This is a genomic window from Alteromonas stellipolaris, from assembly GCF_001562115.1.
Classification (GTDB): Bacteria; Pseudomonadota; Gammaproteobacteria; order Enterobacterales; family Alteromonadaceae; genus Alteromonas; species Alteromonas stellipolaris.
In genome coordinates this window covers 2,493,859-2,510,321 of sequence record NZ_CP013926.1, presented here as the reverse complement: position 1 = coordinate 2,510,321, position 16,463 = coordinate 2,493,859, and the positions used below count along the sequence as shown (strand labels likewise).

At 42.9% G+C, this 16,463-nt stretch carries 11 protein-coding genes and 1 other RNA gene; 6 read left to right on the top strand and 6 right to left on the bottom strand.

Annotation, left to right across the window (positions count from 1 at the left end; all coding sequences use genetic code 11):
• The first annotated feature begins 66 nt into the window (after window positions 1–66).
• Window positions 67–2,424, top strand: a complete 2,358-nt coding sequence (locus AVL57_RS10645; RefSeq protein WP_057791540.1) for a TonB-dependent receptor — start codon at window positions 67–69, stop codon at window positions 2,422–2,424.
• Window positions 2,425–2,594: 170 nt separating this feature from the next.
• Window positions 2,595–4,916, top strand: coding sequence for a CehA/McbA family metallohydrolase (locus tag AVL57_RS10640; RefSeq protein WP_057791542.1), 2,322 nt, complete (start codon window positions 2,595–2,597; stop codon window positions 4,914–4,916).
• Window positions 4,917–4,988: 72 nt separating this feature from the next.
• On the opposite strand, the gene AVL57_RS10635 is transcribed toward AVL57_RS10640, so the two are convergent.
• The 3 genes from AVL57_RS10635 to AVL57_RS10625 all read right to left on the bottom strand — a co-directional run bounded on the left by AVL57_RS10635 (window position 4,989) and on the right by AVL57_RS10625 (window position 11,058).
• Window positions 4,989–6,314, bottom strand: coding sequence for an RICIN domain-containing protein (locus tag AVL57_RS10635; RefSeq protein WP_057791544.1), 1,326 nt, complete (start codon window positions 6,312–6,314; stop codon window positions 4,989–4,991).
• A gap of 333 nt (window positions 6,315–6,647) precedes the next feature.
• Window positions 6,648–7,841, bottom strand: a complete 1,194-nt coding sequence (locus AVL57_RS10630; protein WP_057791547.1) for an MFS transporter — start codon at window positions 7,839–7,841, stop codon at window positions 6,648–6,650.
• 376 nt (window positions 7,842–8,217) lie between these two features.
• Entirely contained in the window at window positions 8,218–11,058 is a 2,841-nt protein-coding gene (locus AVL57_RS10625) for a TonB-dependent receptor domain-containing protein (RefSeq protein WP_057791549.1), read from the bottom strand.
• 580 nt (window positions 11,059–11,638) lie between these two features.
• Here AVL57_RS10625 and AVL57_RS10620 point away from each other — a divergent pair.
• Window positions 11,639–12,223 carry a hypothetical protein gene (locus AVL57_RS10620; RefSeq protein ID WP_057791552.1) on the top strand — a complete coding sequence of 195 codons (585 nt, stop codon included), beginning with the start codon at window positions 11,639–11,641 and terminating at the stop codon, window positions 12,221–12,223.
• Window positions 12,224–12,459: 236 nt separating this feature from the next.
• Here the strand turns inward: AVL57_RS10620 and ssrA are convergent.
• Window positions 12,460–12,817: a transfer-messenger RNA gene (ssrA, locus tag AVL57_RS10615) on the bottom strand.
• Between the two features lie 130 nt (window positions 12,818–12,947).
• Between ssrA and AVL57_RS10610 the strand changes: the two genes are divergently transcribed.
• Window positions 12,948–14,264: an NADH:flavin oxidoreductase/NADH oxidase family protein gene (locus tag AVL57_RS10610; RefSeq protein ID WP_232363278.1), complete on the top strand. Its 1,317-nt coding sequence runs from the start codon at window positions 12,948–12,950 to the stop codon at window positions 14,262–14,264.
• A 26-nt stretch (window positions 14,265–14,290) separates the two neighbouring features.
• On the opposite strand, the gene smpB is transcribed toward AVL57_RS10610, so the two are convergent.
• On the bottom strand, window positions 14,291–14,770 hold the full coding sequence (gene smpB / locus AVL57_RS10605) for an SsrA-binding protein SmpB (RefSeq protein WP_057791556.1): 480 nt from the start codon (window positions 14,768–14,770) through the stop codon (window positions 14,291–14,293).
• A gap of 234 nt (window positions 14,771–15,004) precedes the next feature.
• Here smpB and AVL57_RS10600 point away from each other — a divergent pair, with 234 nt between their 5' ends.
• Window positions 15,005–15,436: a type II toxin-antitoxin system RatA family toxin gene (locus tag AVL57_RS10600; protein WP_013783879.1), complete on the top strand. Its 432-nt coding sequence runs from the start codon at window positions 15,005–15,007 to the stop codon at window positions 15,434–15,436.
• Window positions 15,437–15,447: 11 nt separating this feature from the next.
• Complete coding sequence (locus AVL57_RS10595; protein WP_057796109.1) at window positions 15,448–15,828, top strand: RnfH family protein; 381 nt, start codon at window positions 15,448–15,450, stop codon at window positions 15,826–15,828.
• 140 nt (window positions 15,829–15,968) lie between these two features.
• On the opposite strand, the gene AVL57_RS10590 is transcribed toward AVL57_RS10595, so the two are convergent.
• Entirely contained in the window at window positions 15,969–16,448 is a 480-nt protein-coding gene (locus AVL57_RS10590; RefSeq protein ID WP_057791558.1) for a MarR family winged helix-turn-helix transcriptional regulator, read from the bottom strand.
• Window positions 16,449–16,463: the final 15 nt, after the last annotated feature.

Below are 16,463 nucleotides of genomic sequence, written 5' to 3'. Positions count from 1 at the left end.
CTCAAATAAAAACATCACTATCTATCTAATAACAGAAAATAAAACACAATACTCAACGGGAGTTTTATGAACACTTATGTGCCAAAAAAACGAAGTTTTATAACTTTGTCTGTACTTGCTGCGATGTCACTAACATCAATGCATGCGCTTGCTCAAGAAGCTGAAGCTAAAGCCGCTGAAGAAGACAAAGATGTTGAATCAATATTAGTGACTGGGCGTAATGTTTCATACGCTAATAGTGCAACGTCAACAGAAATGAAAAAGCAACAGACCCCGATGACTAGCGCATTGGCGCTTATCGACAATTTGCCAGGTGTATTGGTCACTGAAGGCGACCCATTTGGTTCTGATGAATGGTCTACTACGATTTCAATTCGTGGTTTTCAGGTTAACCTAGACTCTCAGCAAATCGGGATGACCGTAGATGGCATTGCCAACGGTAACTCGAATTATGGTGGTGGTACTAAAGCCAGCCGCTATATTGATACCGAAAACTTACGTGGCACTGTCGTTTCTCAAGGTACCGCTGATATTAGTTCGCGCTCAAATGAAGCCCTTGGCGGAACAATGGATTTCACTACCATTAGACCTGCGCTGGACGAGCAATTAACAGTAAGTACAACGTTTGCAGAATACAACGCCAGTAAAATTTACGTTCGTTATGACACGGGTGAGATTGCACCAGATACGTTTGCATGGCTTTCATTATCTACTCAGCAAAATGATGATTATATGGATGGGTCAGTGACTAATACCCGTGATCATTTAGAAGGTAAAATCATTAGCACAGTAGGTGAAGTAGACCTTACCGGCTACGTGAGTTATGACGATGCACAAGAATTCACTTATCAGCGTGTTTATGGATTGGCACAGTATGCTCAAAACCCTGATTGGGATGGATTAACCGAAAGTTGGTCTGGCATTCCATATCAAGATCAGGTTTATCGTGGAGGATGGGTTACCGAGCGCGAGAACTTCTTCACCTATCTAAAAGCCGATTTCTCAGTGGGAAGTGTCGATTTTAGTACTAACGTTTATTATCACGAAAACGAAGGTACGGGTAAGTGGAACCCATACTACATTGCTGATGTAACCGATGACGGCGCAGGTAATGCAAACTCTGAATTAGATTCGTCTACTACTGCTTTTGGCGGTGCGTCACAAGGTTTAATCTACTTTGTGAACAGCGCTGGTGAAGCGTTATCGCCAATTGATGGCTGTGTTAGTTCAATCAGTTCACCTTATGGTGGCGGCGGCGCTGAAGTTGATCCAAATTGTTATGAGCAAGGCGCTATTGCAGTAAGCTCTAATCGCCATACACATTATAATAAGAAGCGCATTGGTATTAACGGTGACTTCGTATGGAACACAACTATTGCCGACATGGACAACGTAGTGCGAGGTGGTTTTTGGTATGAAGATTATCAGCGTGACGAATACCGCGATTGGCACAAGACTATCGATGCTTCAACGAGCGCTCGTTATGAGAACACCCCTTATTGGGTTCAGTACGACCGAGAGTTTCCGGTTGAAACATTGATGTACTATGTTGAAAACGAACTTGATGCAGGATTCGCTAAAATTCGTTTAGGTGCAAAACAGTTCAATGTTGATGTGTCTAAAGAAGACCAATTCACACCTGAAAACAACTTAGACATATCGTCTGATTCTGATGTACTTATTTCAGCTGGTTTCGTTGCACCACTACCGGTTAACGGTTTAGAGCTTTTCGGTGGTTATGCAGAGAACTTTGCAGCGGTTAAAGATGCTGTATTAGAGCGTGACGATACTGATATCAGTACTGTAGAGCCCGAAACTGCAGACAATATCGATTTCGGTTTACGCTACTCAACACCTGGTTTTAATGCAAGCTTAACGTATTACACGATTGAATTTGAAAACCGCATCACCTTTGTTAGCAACGAAGATGTAAATGGCATCGACTTCTTAGAATCTGCTGCAGGCGGCTATATCAATGACGGTGGTATTGAATCTGACGGTATTGAAGCCTCAATTGATTACAGCATTACCGATTCATTAAGTATATATGTTTCTTATACTAAAAACGACTCTACTTACACCGACGAAGGCGTTAGCGGTAACACCGTAATAGGCTCGCCAGAAGACATGGCTGTGGTTAGTTTTGACTATACTAAAGGTGATTTCTACGCTGGCTTTAGCACAAAATATGTAGGCGAGCGTTTCTTAGACCAAGCTAATACACAAGAAACTGACTCTTACATTGTTAGTGACCTGTATCTAGGTAAAACGGCTTACGATATTGGCGGCGGCATTGATAGCGTAGAGCTAAGCTTTACGGTAAACAATGTGTTTGACGAAGACTATCTTGGTTCTATTGCCGCAAACGCTGGATGGATTGGTGCCCCTCGCATCGCTTCTTTCAATGTTCGTGTTGCTATGTAATTAGCACTGCGTAATTAGAGCTATGTAATACAATAGACAAAGCCGCAATCAGACATTCTGGTTGCGGCTTTTTTTCAATTGCTACCACATGTTTTCGCTCTTCAGATCTATTATTTTTCTACTTACTCAATTTACAAAAGCGACTTGTTATTACCATATAAGGTGTTTCTATGAAGTTTTCGACGCTTAACCCTGCATTATTGGGCATCACATTACTGGTATCGGGGAGTCTTTTATCTCATGCAGGTCATGCCTCGGTTAGTATCACAAAAGGCAAAACGGCAATTCCGCATGGAAATGCTACTTCTAATCAAGATTTAACCATTCAAAACGATAAATTGGCATTTGCTATTGCAGTAGATTCAGCGCCGCCTTGGGGCGTAGCAAGAGGGTGTATAGTTGATATTGCTAATGTGAAAGCTGATGGCACTTTAAGTAACGACCGCGTTGCTTTTGCCGATTTCATTCCAAATAACTGGTCTAGCTGGCCCAATACTTACACCAAAATTGATATTCTCAAAGACACGGCTGAAGAAGCTGCGGTTAACATTAAAAGAGACTTTGGCGAAACTGAAATAAGTACTACCTACCGCCTTTTTGAGGGCTCAGACCTTATTCGTGTTGAAACCACCATGACCAATAAGGGCGATAGCGATTTAGCATTGCTTTCAGGCTATACCTTATGGCCAGATTCCGGATATAAATTCGCTGTTCCTCGTAATCACACCATCGATAAACCATTGGAAAATAGGTGGTTATCAGACCGTTTCGTAGGTTACGACGAAGAATGGGCGATTGCATTGCACGCACCTTATATGCGTGAAACTAAAAACCAGTCACGTGATTTATACGCGGCACATATACTGAGCCCGTCACAAAGTATGACGTTCTCGGGTGATTACCAGGTATTGCCTCGCGGTAACTTAGCGGCCGTTGTTAGCGCCGAAATAAAACGTAAAGGGTTAAAAAGCGGAACAATTCAAGCACACATAAGTACTCAGGAAGGGCAAGCCGTAGAACAAGCCGCTATTGTCGTGTCGCAAAATGGCGTGCCTTATATGTGGGCGATGGGTGATGGCAAGAATGTGGCATTCACGCTGCCGGTAGGAGATTACGAAGTTTACGCTACAGGCAAACAACATTCAGACAGTAAAACGCGCCTGATTACAGTTGAAGAAAACGTGACCCAAACACTTTCATTCGATGCGCTTCGCGCGCCCGGCAAAATAAGCCTTGATATTACCGATGAGAAAAGTCAGCAGCCCATAGATGCAAAAATTACGATAGAGCAGGGCAACCAACCACTCATCGAATATTTAGGGGCGCGAACCTTTTTCACTGACCTTGATAATATCGGCAATGCCGTATTTGGTTTGGCGCCGGGGGAATACGAATTAGGCGTTTCACATGGAGCGGGCTTTAATGCCAAAAGTACGATAATAGCGGCAAGTGTTGATGCAAATAAAACAACAACCGTAGCAAGTGCTATTGATGTTAAAACCTATCCAACGAAGCACGGTTGGTACGCAGGCGACCTGCATCATCATGCCGATGTGTTAGAAGGGTCAACTAACCCGAAAAATTTGGTACGTTCTCAATTAGCGGCTGGTTTAAACGTGCTGTTTGTTAGCGATCATGATTCCACTAAAAACAACGACACCATTCAAACACTGGCCGATACGCGCAATGTACCCTTTATACCGTCTATTGAAGTGTCGCCTTCTTGGGGCCACTTTAACGCTTTTCCCATAGATAGTGGGGCGCAATTAACGGTTGATCCAGGCGTAGATGATATACACAGTATTATTGAAGATGTTCGCCGTATGGGGGCTACTGTAATTGCTTCAAATCACCCCTACATACCTTATGGCTATTTAAGCAGTTTGGATAAAGGCTCAGCGCCAGGGGGATTTAACCCTAGCATTGATTTATTCGAACTAAATGCGGTAGTAAATAATGAGCCAACCGTTAACAAAGCGCATCAGTTTTGGAATGAAGGATTACCGTACTACTTTACTGCAGGTTCAGATACTCATGATGTATTAAATCAAACCAGTGGATTAAACAGGCTATTTGTATATACCGGCAGTAAGCCTGATGCGAATGCCTTCGCGCAAGCCGCGAAAGATGGTCATTCTTATGTATCTTTTGGCCCTGTGATTTACCCAAAAAACGTCATGTTTGGCAATACATTGAAGCTTGCAAAGGCACAAGCACAGACGATCAGTTTCGATTTGGTGGCGGTAAATGGGCTTAAGTCTGTGCAGTTGATTGGTAGTGATAGCACAGCCACAACTACCGCTACCAATAAGCAAAGTGCCGTGAACAGCGTAGTGCTTGAAGATAAAAAACTAACTGGAGATCACGATTACGTTAGCTTTAAAGTACCACAAGCTTCTGGCTGGGTAGCGCTAATCGTAGAAGATAACGAAGGCCGCAAAGCCTACACCAACCCCATTTGGCTTAAGTTGGTTGATGAGAGCCAGTTTTAGTTAAAATAAAGGGGGCAGACTCTGACCCCCTTTATTCTAACTCATTGGCAGCTGTTAAACTTTACCTCATTATTATTGTAAAAATTTAAATCTCTGATTTTGGCCGTTATAGCAGCTCCACTGAACTATGTTTGCACCGTTAGTAGTTGCTTTTCCGGCCACGTCAATGCACTTACCTGTGACTTTACTTCGGATCTCGAAGTGTTGATCTCCTTTATCGTGTAGCGTCCACTTTTGATTGTCATTTGCACTGTTACATACCCATTGATGAATATTTGCGCCATTTGCCGAGTTGTTATCTTTCAGTTCAACACACAAATTACTTTGCGTTGATTGAATTAAATACTCATTGTTGCCAGCGGAAATAAATTTGAAGCTCTGGTTTGTGTTTGTGGTATCACAGGTCCATTGCTGATACTGACTGCCATTAATCATAGCGCCTTGGGCAACGTCGATACAGCGACCAGAATGTTTAGCTTGCAAGTTTGTGTTGCCAGTCACCACTCCGTCAACCGGTTTATAAACGCGGATCCAGTCCACATACATTTTGTTTTTGGAACCATCTGCAAGTTCAGCATCAGAAGCAACTATGCCTTGGTTAGAGCGCCAATCATGATCCTCGGTATCGATAATAATGAAGGCTTCTTGATCCATGTTGTATTGCGATTTATCCAAAGTTGCGCCAGTGTAATCTTTATCTTTCATAACAACCTGTGCCCACGAACCATCTGGCGTTTGCTGGCCGTCGATATAGAAAGTTACTTCGGTGGGGCTTTTCCAATACGCCCCAAAGCGATGAAATTGATCGCGCCAATAGGTGCCAGTTGAGGGTATGTTATGGGTTTGGTCATTAAAGTCGCTAATAATTTGGTTGGTTTGTTCGTCCCGCAAGAAAACATGAAAGTTGGTTGACATGTTTTTGGCAAACCAGGTGTCTGCAGCACCGCCGTATACCTCTAGAATGTCTATTTCTCGTTCATCGTTTTGACTTAATAACCAAAAATTTGAGGAGAGTTCCAAATTGCTAACTTTTATTCTTGCCTCTAAATAAATTGGAAATTTAACTTTGGTTTTAGAAGTAATAACACCAGCGTTGACCTGGTTTGTGCCTTGTCTGCGTGAGGCACTGATAATTAGGTTGCCATTAGCAACCCAAGATTCATTACTTGACCAGTAGGTTAAACCTGGTCCTGTCCAGTTATTAAAATAGCTGTCGTTCCATTTATCGGTAAAATCGCTTGGTTTTCCAATGTAATTAAAAGAGTCGGAATATTGGGTTTGAAGTTGCCAAACTTTGCCACCACCAGGAGAAGTTGGAAGTGGAATATTATCCCAATCTTCGCAATGTGCTACCGTGCTTGTGATTATACCTGCGAGTAATATTGATAGATATTTCATAATTACCTCTGCTCATTGTTAATAATATGTTTAATTTGTGACGTTACAATATAAACATTGTACATACAACTGTTAACAATGTTGCCGGTGTTAGCATTTTTGCAGTTTGCAAATTTTTCATTTTTTAAGCGTTTGCTGTATTTTGAAGAATAATTATTAGTTCAACCCAATTTAAGGTTTTTAGAAGTGAATTAAGCAGAAAATAACAAACTTTGAGGTGGGAATGTGTTGTTGTGTAGATTATGGCTTTGTGTACTACAAAGTTAATAGAAGATAGTAGAAGTAGTAGCAGAGTACATTAATAAAACAAATGTACTCTGCTCCCTTTGTCTTTTAACTAGTAGCAAGGGCAGGATTGCGATTACGCAGTTGTAAATAACTAAGCGCCCACATGATAAAACCACCAAAGAACAGCATTGCCGATGCGTAGCCGGTTTCGTTGAAACTAGCGCCAGATGCCAACAAAGCACCACCTAACATTGGGCCAATGGCATTCGCCGTATTAAACGCGCATTGCACGAGAGCGCCTATCATTGCATGTCCCGTGGGTGAAACATCTAACAACATCGACTGAATAACAGCGGCTAAGCCAACGCTTGCGCCTAGTAGGAATACGGTAAGGTATAGCCACCAAATATTGCTCGCCGCAAATACATACATAACAGCTACGCCAACACTACATAGTAATGCTATACCTGTGGTGCGAAGAGGGGATTTATCAGCAAGTTTACTAATAAACCAGTTTCCGATAGTGGTACCAATACCGAACATCATCATGGCTACCGAAATAGTTACTTCTGGTGAGTGAGTCACGTTTAATATGGTATCGGCAAGGTAAGTATAAATACAAAAAACGCCACCAAAACCCACGAATATGATGCCTGAAATTGACCATACAAGTTTGTTCTTAAGTACGCCAAACTCCTCTCGTAAGTTCGTTGGAGTGGTCACCGGGCTACTAGGTACGAACAGATAAATAAGCGCAATGGTGATGAGCGCAAGCACCGCCACTATAGCCATACACACGCGCCAACTCATATTCTGCCCAATCAAGGTAGCCATGGGCACACCAACGATTGTGGCAATAGTTAAGCCAGCAAATACCATCGACATATAGCTGGCGCGTTTTCCAGTAGGCGCCATACTAGCGGCAATTAACAACGCGGTGCCGAAATAAGCGCCGTGGGGTAACCCAGACAATACGCGATAAAACACTAACTCTGGCAAGCTTGAAGCGATAGCACTTAAGCCATTAGCTATACACATCATTGCTGCAAAGATAATTAATGCAGTGCGACGGTTAGTTTTATTGGTGAGTAACATAAACGAAGGTGCCCCAATGACCACACCAATGGCATAGCCGCTTATTACATTGCCGGCCATTGATGGAGTGACAGCATAAGTCTCAGCGATAAGAGGCAACATCGACATAGATGAAAACTCTGTTAGCCCTAAAACAAATGTGCCAAGGGCCATCACTAACATAGGCCAAATTACAGTGCTTCGGTTTGAAGGTGATACAGACATAAATACCTTATAGATTTGATGGCGACCAATTATGTGAAGTATGCAGGCCCATCAATAACAAATACGTTTTGAGAAATTGTGCAATATAAATAGGTAGCGAATCTACGCTAACCTTCAATATGGCAACTTGATAAAAATTTGGTGTAGTAGGGATGTTTTGAATCAAAGCGGCCTAGTAAACAAAACGAAAACAGGCAGCAAAATTGAATAACGGCTTTTTATTATGCGGCGATTATACGCTACTAAAGCATTACATTTCTATTGCTAGCGCCACAGATTGCCTAGTTTTATCGGCCAAATTCTAAGCTGCGTGAGTTACCTATAAAAAAACCGGCGAAGAAACGCCGGTTTTTGTCTTTATCTTATAAAAAGAAAATTACATTTTATAAGCTACGGTTACATAACCAAAGCGGCCGATGTTGTCGTATGTAGCATCGTTTAAACCAGTACCAGTGGTACCTGTAGGCAGTGCACGGTTAAATAGGTTATCAATACCCACGGTTAGGCTCACGCCGTTTGCGAAGTTGTAACCTGCGGTCACGTCAGTAACTGCATATGATGGCAGTTCCATACGATTACTCGGGTTAGGGTTGAGCGCTAACTCTTGATTGTCGTAAAGGCTCGCACGTTCAATGTAGCGAGTTTTCCAACTTGCTTCCCAGTCACCGCGGCTGTAATTAAGCGTAAATACACCTTGCCAATCAGACTCACCGGCAGTGCCCGCGTATTGGTAAAATAGGTCTGGGTTATCTTGGAATGGGAACTCTTTGCGATCTTTAAGGTAGGTTGCGATCAGGCTAGTACGAAAGGCACCTTCTAGCGCATCAAAGTCGTAGCCTAGTTCGAAATCTACACCCTTTGCTTCTTGGCCTGCAATGTTCAACGCATAACTGCGAATTTGTGTGATTTCACCTGTTACTGAATCACGGTCGATAAGGCCGCAATAAGGGTTATCGATACCTGTTTCAGAGTCTACGCAACGATCAAGAATCGTTTGACCATCTATGCTGGTAATCGCGTCGGTAAGTTCAATTTCCCAATAGTCGACAGTAGCAGTAAAGCCTTTGAACCAACCAGGTGTGTAAACCAAACCTAGTGTTTTAGAGATAGATTGCTCTGCTTGAAGGTCAATGTTACCACCATTTACACCTTCCAACGTGGCTGAATCATACTCAGAGTTGAAATCTGCTGGAACGCCTAATGCATTGCAGTTTGCGATACGCTGGTCGGCGTTAGCAAGGTTATCTAGGTTGTCTGTACGGCATGGGTCGTCAACGTTGAAGAACGTTTGGCTAGCTTCGCCGTATAGTTCGCTAATATTTGGTGCGCGAAGGGCTGATGATTTAGTTGCTCTTACACGTAAATCTTCGAATACCTGCCAATCTAGACCAAGCTTCCAGCTCTTTGCATTACCAATAGACGAATAGTTAGCAATACGCGCGGCCGTGTCGAACGTCAGCATATCTACGCCTGGAAGACCTTCAAGTAGCGGTATAGTAAGTTCTGTAAATACTTCAGATACGTCATACTCACCTTTATCTTCGCCAAGAACGTTGAAGAAGGTGCCAACCGCATTATTAGGCTCTTTAATTTCGCTTTTCTCTTTGCGATATTCTACACCTGCGGCAAACCCTACGTAGCCCGCTGGTAACTCATAAATACCAGAGTTAGCAATCGTCGCGCCAGCGTTGTACTGTTCAATTGTGCTGTTACCCACCGATGTGGTATTCACATAATTAATCGCTTCTTGTGAAGGCTGGCCGTAACCCATAATGTTAAGCGGAACACAGCCATCAGCACTGCCTGATGCACAAACAATATTGCCATTGTCATCTTCAATTGCGTCTATCGCATTATAGAAGTTTTGCAAAATAAGGTTATTGCGATTTTCACGCTCTAGTTCTGTTTTGCCGTAGTTTACAAACGCTTCGTAGTTCCATTCATCGTTGATGTAGCCTTCCACACCAAGCACGTAGCGATAAGTTTCACGCTCGTCTGCTTCAGTACGACGGCCTAAATCGGTCATCATGCGGTTAAGCTGAATAGTATCAAGGCCGTTTGCGTCCATGTACTCAGCAACGCTGTCGTCTAGAAATGCGTTGTTTCGAGAGATAGTCGTTTCATCGCTATAGAAGAAGAAAGCAGGCTGGCCCATAGAAATGGCGCGAGTACGGGCGTATTTAGCTTGCGCGTAAACGGTGGTGTCGTCGTTTAGTTTGTAGTTACCTTTAACATTTAGGTTAGTACGGTCAAACTCAGGCTGTAGTTGCGTGAACTGGCGAAGGTTGAAAAAGTCGCAGTTAGCGCAGAAAACGCCGTCTACTTGATTGCCAGTATAAATGTCTTTAAGTGAGCCGTCAGCGTTAAAAGTTTGAGTTCCACCACCGAACACACCTGCGTTATTTAATACGTAGTAACCGGCGTTAGCCGTGTAGATATCATCAGGGTATGCGGTTGAATCTAGCTGGTCTTCACTGCGCTCGTAACCCATGATGCTTTCAAAACTCATGTTACGATAAGACGTGGCAGTCCACGGGTTATCTAGAGCATCTAACGATTCTTGCGAGCTATATTCAGCTGCAAAAGCGATGTTACCGCGGTCGTTGTCGAAGTTGAAACCGTAAGACGCCTGATATTTATCGTTTTTATAGCCGTTTTCCTGCGCAAAACCTTGGGTTGCGCTAATGTCGAACCCTTCAATATTCTTTTTAAGAATGAAGTTAACTACACCGGTAACCGCGTCGGCACCGTAAACAGCAGATGCACCACCCGTTACAATTTCAACACGCTCAATCCATGAAGTTGGGATCGTGTTCGTATCAACTGCGGCTGTGCCTGCTGATGAGGATACGTGGCGTTTACCGTCAACCAATACCAGTGTGCGGTCTGTACCCATACCGCGGAGATCTAAAATGTTTAGGCCCGCAGTACCAATAAATTGCCCTGAGTTACCAAGCGAATACGTGTTAGCTAGAGAGGGCAGTTCATTAAGCACCTCACCAATGTTCATCGCACCTGAGTTAAGCAGTGATTCGCCAGAAATAGCGGTAACCGGCGAAGGTGCAATTGCGCCCTGACGAGAAATACGTGAACCTGTAACTTGAATTTTTTCGACATCGGCGCCACTGGTCGCAGAGTCTTGCGCCAATACGTTGCCGGAGGTCAACGCGACGCTTCCAGCCAGTGCTAACCGAACAGCAGTTGCAATATTTTTCATGTGTGTTCCTGGTAAATTAAATTTTCGTACTTGTTATCAAATAAGGCCAAATTTTAGGCAAGCCTTAAAAGGTTAATTTATGTGCAAATTAATACTTTTGTCTAAGAGGGCGCGCATTCTAATGAGCATGAGTAGGCGAGATCAATTTTTTACGATGAAATGAATAACCCTTTTGGAACTATTAACTTATTGTTGATTTTTATTTAAATAGTAGGTTTTTCTTATGTGCGACATTTTTGGTAGAAAATTGAAAATTCATTGGGTGTTAAATAAGCGGTTGGTCAAATTTTGATTCGTTTGAATGATTTTTGTGCGACAAATCTTTGGATGTAAAGCTTCAGAAATTTAGCTTCTTAATCGAATAAGCCAAGTACTAGTCTGTTAGTGCGATATTTAACCTGTTAAAAATTAGTTCGGCATTTCATCTTGATAATATGGTTGTTCGTCGTACGATGGGAAATGTTAATTGAGTTGTTATTAGTTGTTTAAATAATGAGGCGCAGCGCCTGGCTCGGTTTCGCTTCGCAGCGAAGCATTATCATCGATTTTGGCGATGGCTATTTATGAAGGAGTAATATTTGTGGATGCAATTAATAGAGTTATACGCAGTCAAGAGAGCACGGATGGCATTTTTATTCAAATTTTCGGTATCGTTCTATTGCTGCCTGCAATTACCCTTCTTTGTATATCAACTGACACAAACCCACCTGCTACATACTTATTTTCTGGCTTTTTTATCTCGTTCTCTATTCTCTTATTGACGATAGGAACTTATCAAAAGCGAAAATTTTATAAGTTGGGCAAAACTCCATTAACGTTAACGCCATCATTCTGCGCAATTGGTGAGGAGTTTAAAGGTTCTATTGAAATTGGTAAGCCAAACTTTAATAGTGTTAAAGAAATAACAATCACTCTATGGCGGCGCAGAAAAACGGTTGGCGATGGGAGCCGAAAAGACAAAGTTTGGGAGTCAAATACAATAACAAAGATTAATCATGTAGACGACACAACCATCTTGGAGTTTAGTTTCACTATCCCGCACGACAAGAAGCCGACAAACAAAGGGTTCTTCTCAGAAAATAAATATTTTTGGGAGGCTAGTTTCGAGTTTGTTGAATCAATGCAAAATATAAAAAGAACTTGGGAAATCCCTGTAAAAATATAACAAGCACTTCCACCATGAAAGCAGGTATAGCAAGATTCTTGCGTTACTCGCTATCACTCAAACAATAATAAAAAGCTGCCAGATACCATCTGCGGCTAAAGGGAGCGTTAAATGTCCGATCCTTGTCTAGAGCCTAAGGTAATGGTTTGATAAAGCTTAGCTCAACGCCGTAGAGGCTAATTTGAACATAGTGGGCTAGATAGCAAAAAGCCCCTAAAAAGGGGCTTTTTGCGAATTGGTGGAGCTGGCGGGATTTGAACCCGCGTCCAGAAAATGTCTACCTTTGGTACTACATGCTTAGTTTGTCTTTTCTTTAACTACTTTAGACCCCGACAAACAGGGTTCTTGGTAGCTGTCCCGATACTATTTCGCGGTTCAACCTCAGGAGAGTTTCCCTCGCTAGTTTGCTTGGATGACCTTCCGAATCCACGCTAGCAAACAAAGCTGTGGTGGAAGGGCCTATACCGGTTATTAAGCGGCTAGTGCGTAGTTTTCGTCGTTTGCGACTATTTGTATGCGGCTTTTTTAAGAGGCCAGCCGCACCTCTGCATGCACCTCCGGCTTCCAAGATCCTGTCGAATCCTAATCAGCCCCGAGTGTGAAAGCGCAGTATAACATAACTAGCTTGCGGTTAAATGATTTCTTTATATTTTGCTTTCAAAAGATGCATTTATCGTCAATAAGCATTAAAGTGTACCGGCTTAAAATTACATTTGAAGTGCTAATGTCATCTGACTCAATAATTTATACGCCTTATACCTTACCTTGCGGGGTAGTGGTACGTAATCGCCTTGTAAAAGCAGCGATGGAAGAGAACATGTCGAGCGCTGGCAGTCTACCTGGCAGTGCACTGTACACCCTTTATCGATATTGGGCGCATGGTAATTTGGGCATGATCATTACGGGGAACGTTATGGTCGATCGTGAATCGATGACGGGTCCGGGTGGCGTTGTGTTAGATAAAAACTCCCCCTTAGAACCTTTCGAGCGCTGGGCTAAAATTATCAAATCAAATGGTGCGCTGGCGGTGATGCAAATTAATCACCCTGGTCGTCAGGTATTTAAAGCTATGCAAGGCAAAGCAATTGCACCTTCGGCGGTGCCGCTTGATATGGGTAAGCACTCAAAATTGTTCGCCGTGCCAAAAGAAATGACCTGCCAAGATATTCATGATGTGTGCAAACGCTTTGTTGAAACCGCAGTGCAAGCTCAAAAAGCTGGGTTTGATGGCGTGGAAATTCATGCGGCGCACGGGTATCTACTTACACAGTTTTTATCGCCGCTTACTAATCAGCGGCAAGACGAGTGGGGCGGTTCCATTATTAACCGTGCCCGTTTGCTAATTAATATTGTTAGTCAAATTCGTGCGGTATGCCCAAGTGGCTTTATTGTTATGGTTAAACTTAATTCTGCTGATTTTCAGCGCAACGGGTTTAGTTTTGATGATGCCTGTGAAGTAGTACGCCGTTTAGAAGCGTTAGGTGTTGATGTGGTGGAATTGTCAGGTGGCAGTTACGAAGCGCCTGCTATGCAAGGGCAAACCCGAGACGATACTACCCTTGCACGTGAAGCTTACTTCTTAGAGTTTGCCCACAGCCTTGAAACTAAAACCGATATTCCTTTAATGACAACGGGGGGTATTAAGCGGGCTGAAGTTGCCGAAAAAGTCATTCAACAAGGTTGTTCATTAGTGGGGTTAGCTAGTGCTTTGGCCATTACGCCCGATTTAGCGAAGAAGTGGCAGCAGGAATGGCGTTATTCGGGTGTTATTCCGCATTGTACGTGGAAAGATAAATCGTTAGCCAGCTTAGCAAATATGGCCATGGTTCGTCGTCAGCTTAGGCGCTTAGGTAATAACTTAACTACCTTACGTTCGCCTTCGCCATTGTGGAGTTTGGTACTTGATATGATGCATCGCAAGTCGATGACCAAGCGTGATGTTAATGCTAAAAACGGTAGTGTACAGCTTACTAATCAGTCAAGTAACAGTGATAAAACCGTTAGCACCAGTCATGTTAGTGCAGGCCAGCTGAACAAATAACGTGCAGCTAAAAGTAAAACACAGCGTTAAACGCTGTGTTTCATCATTCTTTCTTTCTGACGTTGCCAGTCTTGATCTTTTAATGAGTCTCGTTTGTCTCGTTCATGCTTACCTTTGGCAAGATTGATTTCTAACTTAACCCAGCATTTTTTCCAATACATGGCAGTGGCCACAATAGAGTAACCTTGTCGGTCTCTTGCGCCCATAAGTCGGTCTAGTTCGCGCTTTTTCAATAACAATTTACGCGCACGCTCGGGTTCACACACAACGTGAGTAGATGCTTGGTTTAACGGGCTTATGCGACAACCTACCAAATATGCTTCGGCATTTTGAATAATCACATAGCAATCGGAAATGTTAACTTTACCTGAGCGAATACTTTTAATTTCCCAGCCTTGAAGCTGAATACCGGCTTCAAATTTGTCCTCTAGGAAATAGTCGTGACGCGCTTTCTTGTTTAACGCGATAGTACCTGTGGTGTTTTTGTTGGCTTTATTCTTTTTCATGCTCGCTATTATACTGATTGCTGTATGAATGTCTGTATACCCATCACAATATTTATTAGTTCATTTACTAATATTTAGTGTTCACTCAAGCGCTCACTTAATAACGCGAGGGTATTGTAACCTTACAGAGCGATGTGGGGGCGAAACGGAAAAAGCGAAGATGAGTGAAGGGTTTTTTCTGTGGTATTTTTTCTATGATATAATGCGCCTTTCGATATTTATATAGTGAAGTACATGGCGAGTATACAACGCAGTGCATTGGTAGCACACAGCGCCCAGGCTATGTTCGACTTGGTGAACGATGTTGCGGCCTATCCGCAGTTTCTACCAGGTTGTCGAGACAGCAAGGTTCTAGAAGCATCTGGCGAAAATATGAAAGCCTCATTGCTAGTAGCAAAGGCAGGCATTAAACAATGGTTCACTACCCATAACGAACTTGAACCTGGAAAGCGTATTGATATGCAGCTTGTCGATGGGCCGTTTCGCTATTTAACCGGCGGATGGACATTTTCTGCGTTATCAGACGAAGCTTGTAAAATTGAGCTAAACCTTGAGTTTGAATTTACCAATAAATTAGTAGAAATGGCATTTGGCAAAATCTTCAACAATTTGGCGGCCAATATGGTTGTTGCGTTTACTGAACGTGCTAGGAGTGTTTACGCGTGAGTGAAGGCTTAATGCAAATCGAAGTGGCTTATGCACTTCCTACTAAGCAATCTTTGGTTGATGTTGCGATAAAAGAAGGCGCAACCGTAGAAGAAGTAATTCAAGCATCGAATCTGCTCAACGAATACCCAGACATCGATTTATCTAGCACCAAGGTGGGCATATGGAGCAGGGTAGTTAAGTTACGTGATACGGTAAAAGATGGCGACCGAATTGAGATATACCGCCCGCTTATTGCCGACCCGAAAGAAATAAGAAAACGCCGTGCCGAGAAAGCCAAAGAAGAGGGCCGCGCCGATAAAGTTACTGGTGGCCGGGTAAACCCTTTGAAAGCTGCAGATAAACAAACAGATAAGCAATCTGACTCAAGCTCTAATTTAAAACTAGATTAAAGCCCAAAAAATAGACTTTTCGTGCTCTTGCTACAAAATTTTTATGGATGCAAAAAAACAGCCAGCATAAGCTGGCTGTTTTGTTTCGTTTTATCGTAAGTTCTGCGTGAGCCAATTAACCCAAACAGTCTTCACTACACTTAGTTAGGTTTTTCCGAAATACTGCCAAGTTCAAGGAACGGTGATGCGTCAATATCTTCTGCATCCATCATACTTGCAATTCGCTGAACGGTAGCCACCATCTGGCTTTGCTCCCATTCTTTTAACTGCGAGAAGCGTTCCACGAAGTGTTCTTGCAGTGGGCGAGGAGCATTAACAACTGCCACTTTTCCTTTCTCAGTAAGGAAAACGCCTACTTTACGCTTATCTTGCGTACTTCGAATGCGGGTTGCTAAATCTCTGCCCTCAAGGCGATCAAGAATATTAGTAATGGTGGCAGGGCTTAGATTTATGTTTTCAGCGATTTCTCGCACCATAATTCCAGGCTTCTCCTGAATATTTTGCATTACTAACAGTTGTGGGCCTGTTAGCCCAACATGCTTGCTCAATTGCTTGCTGCGTAAATCTACGGCGCGGATCACGCGCCGTAGTGCAACCAACAATTCTTCTTCTTTTCGCATTTTATTCCTAATAAA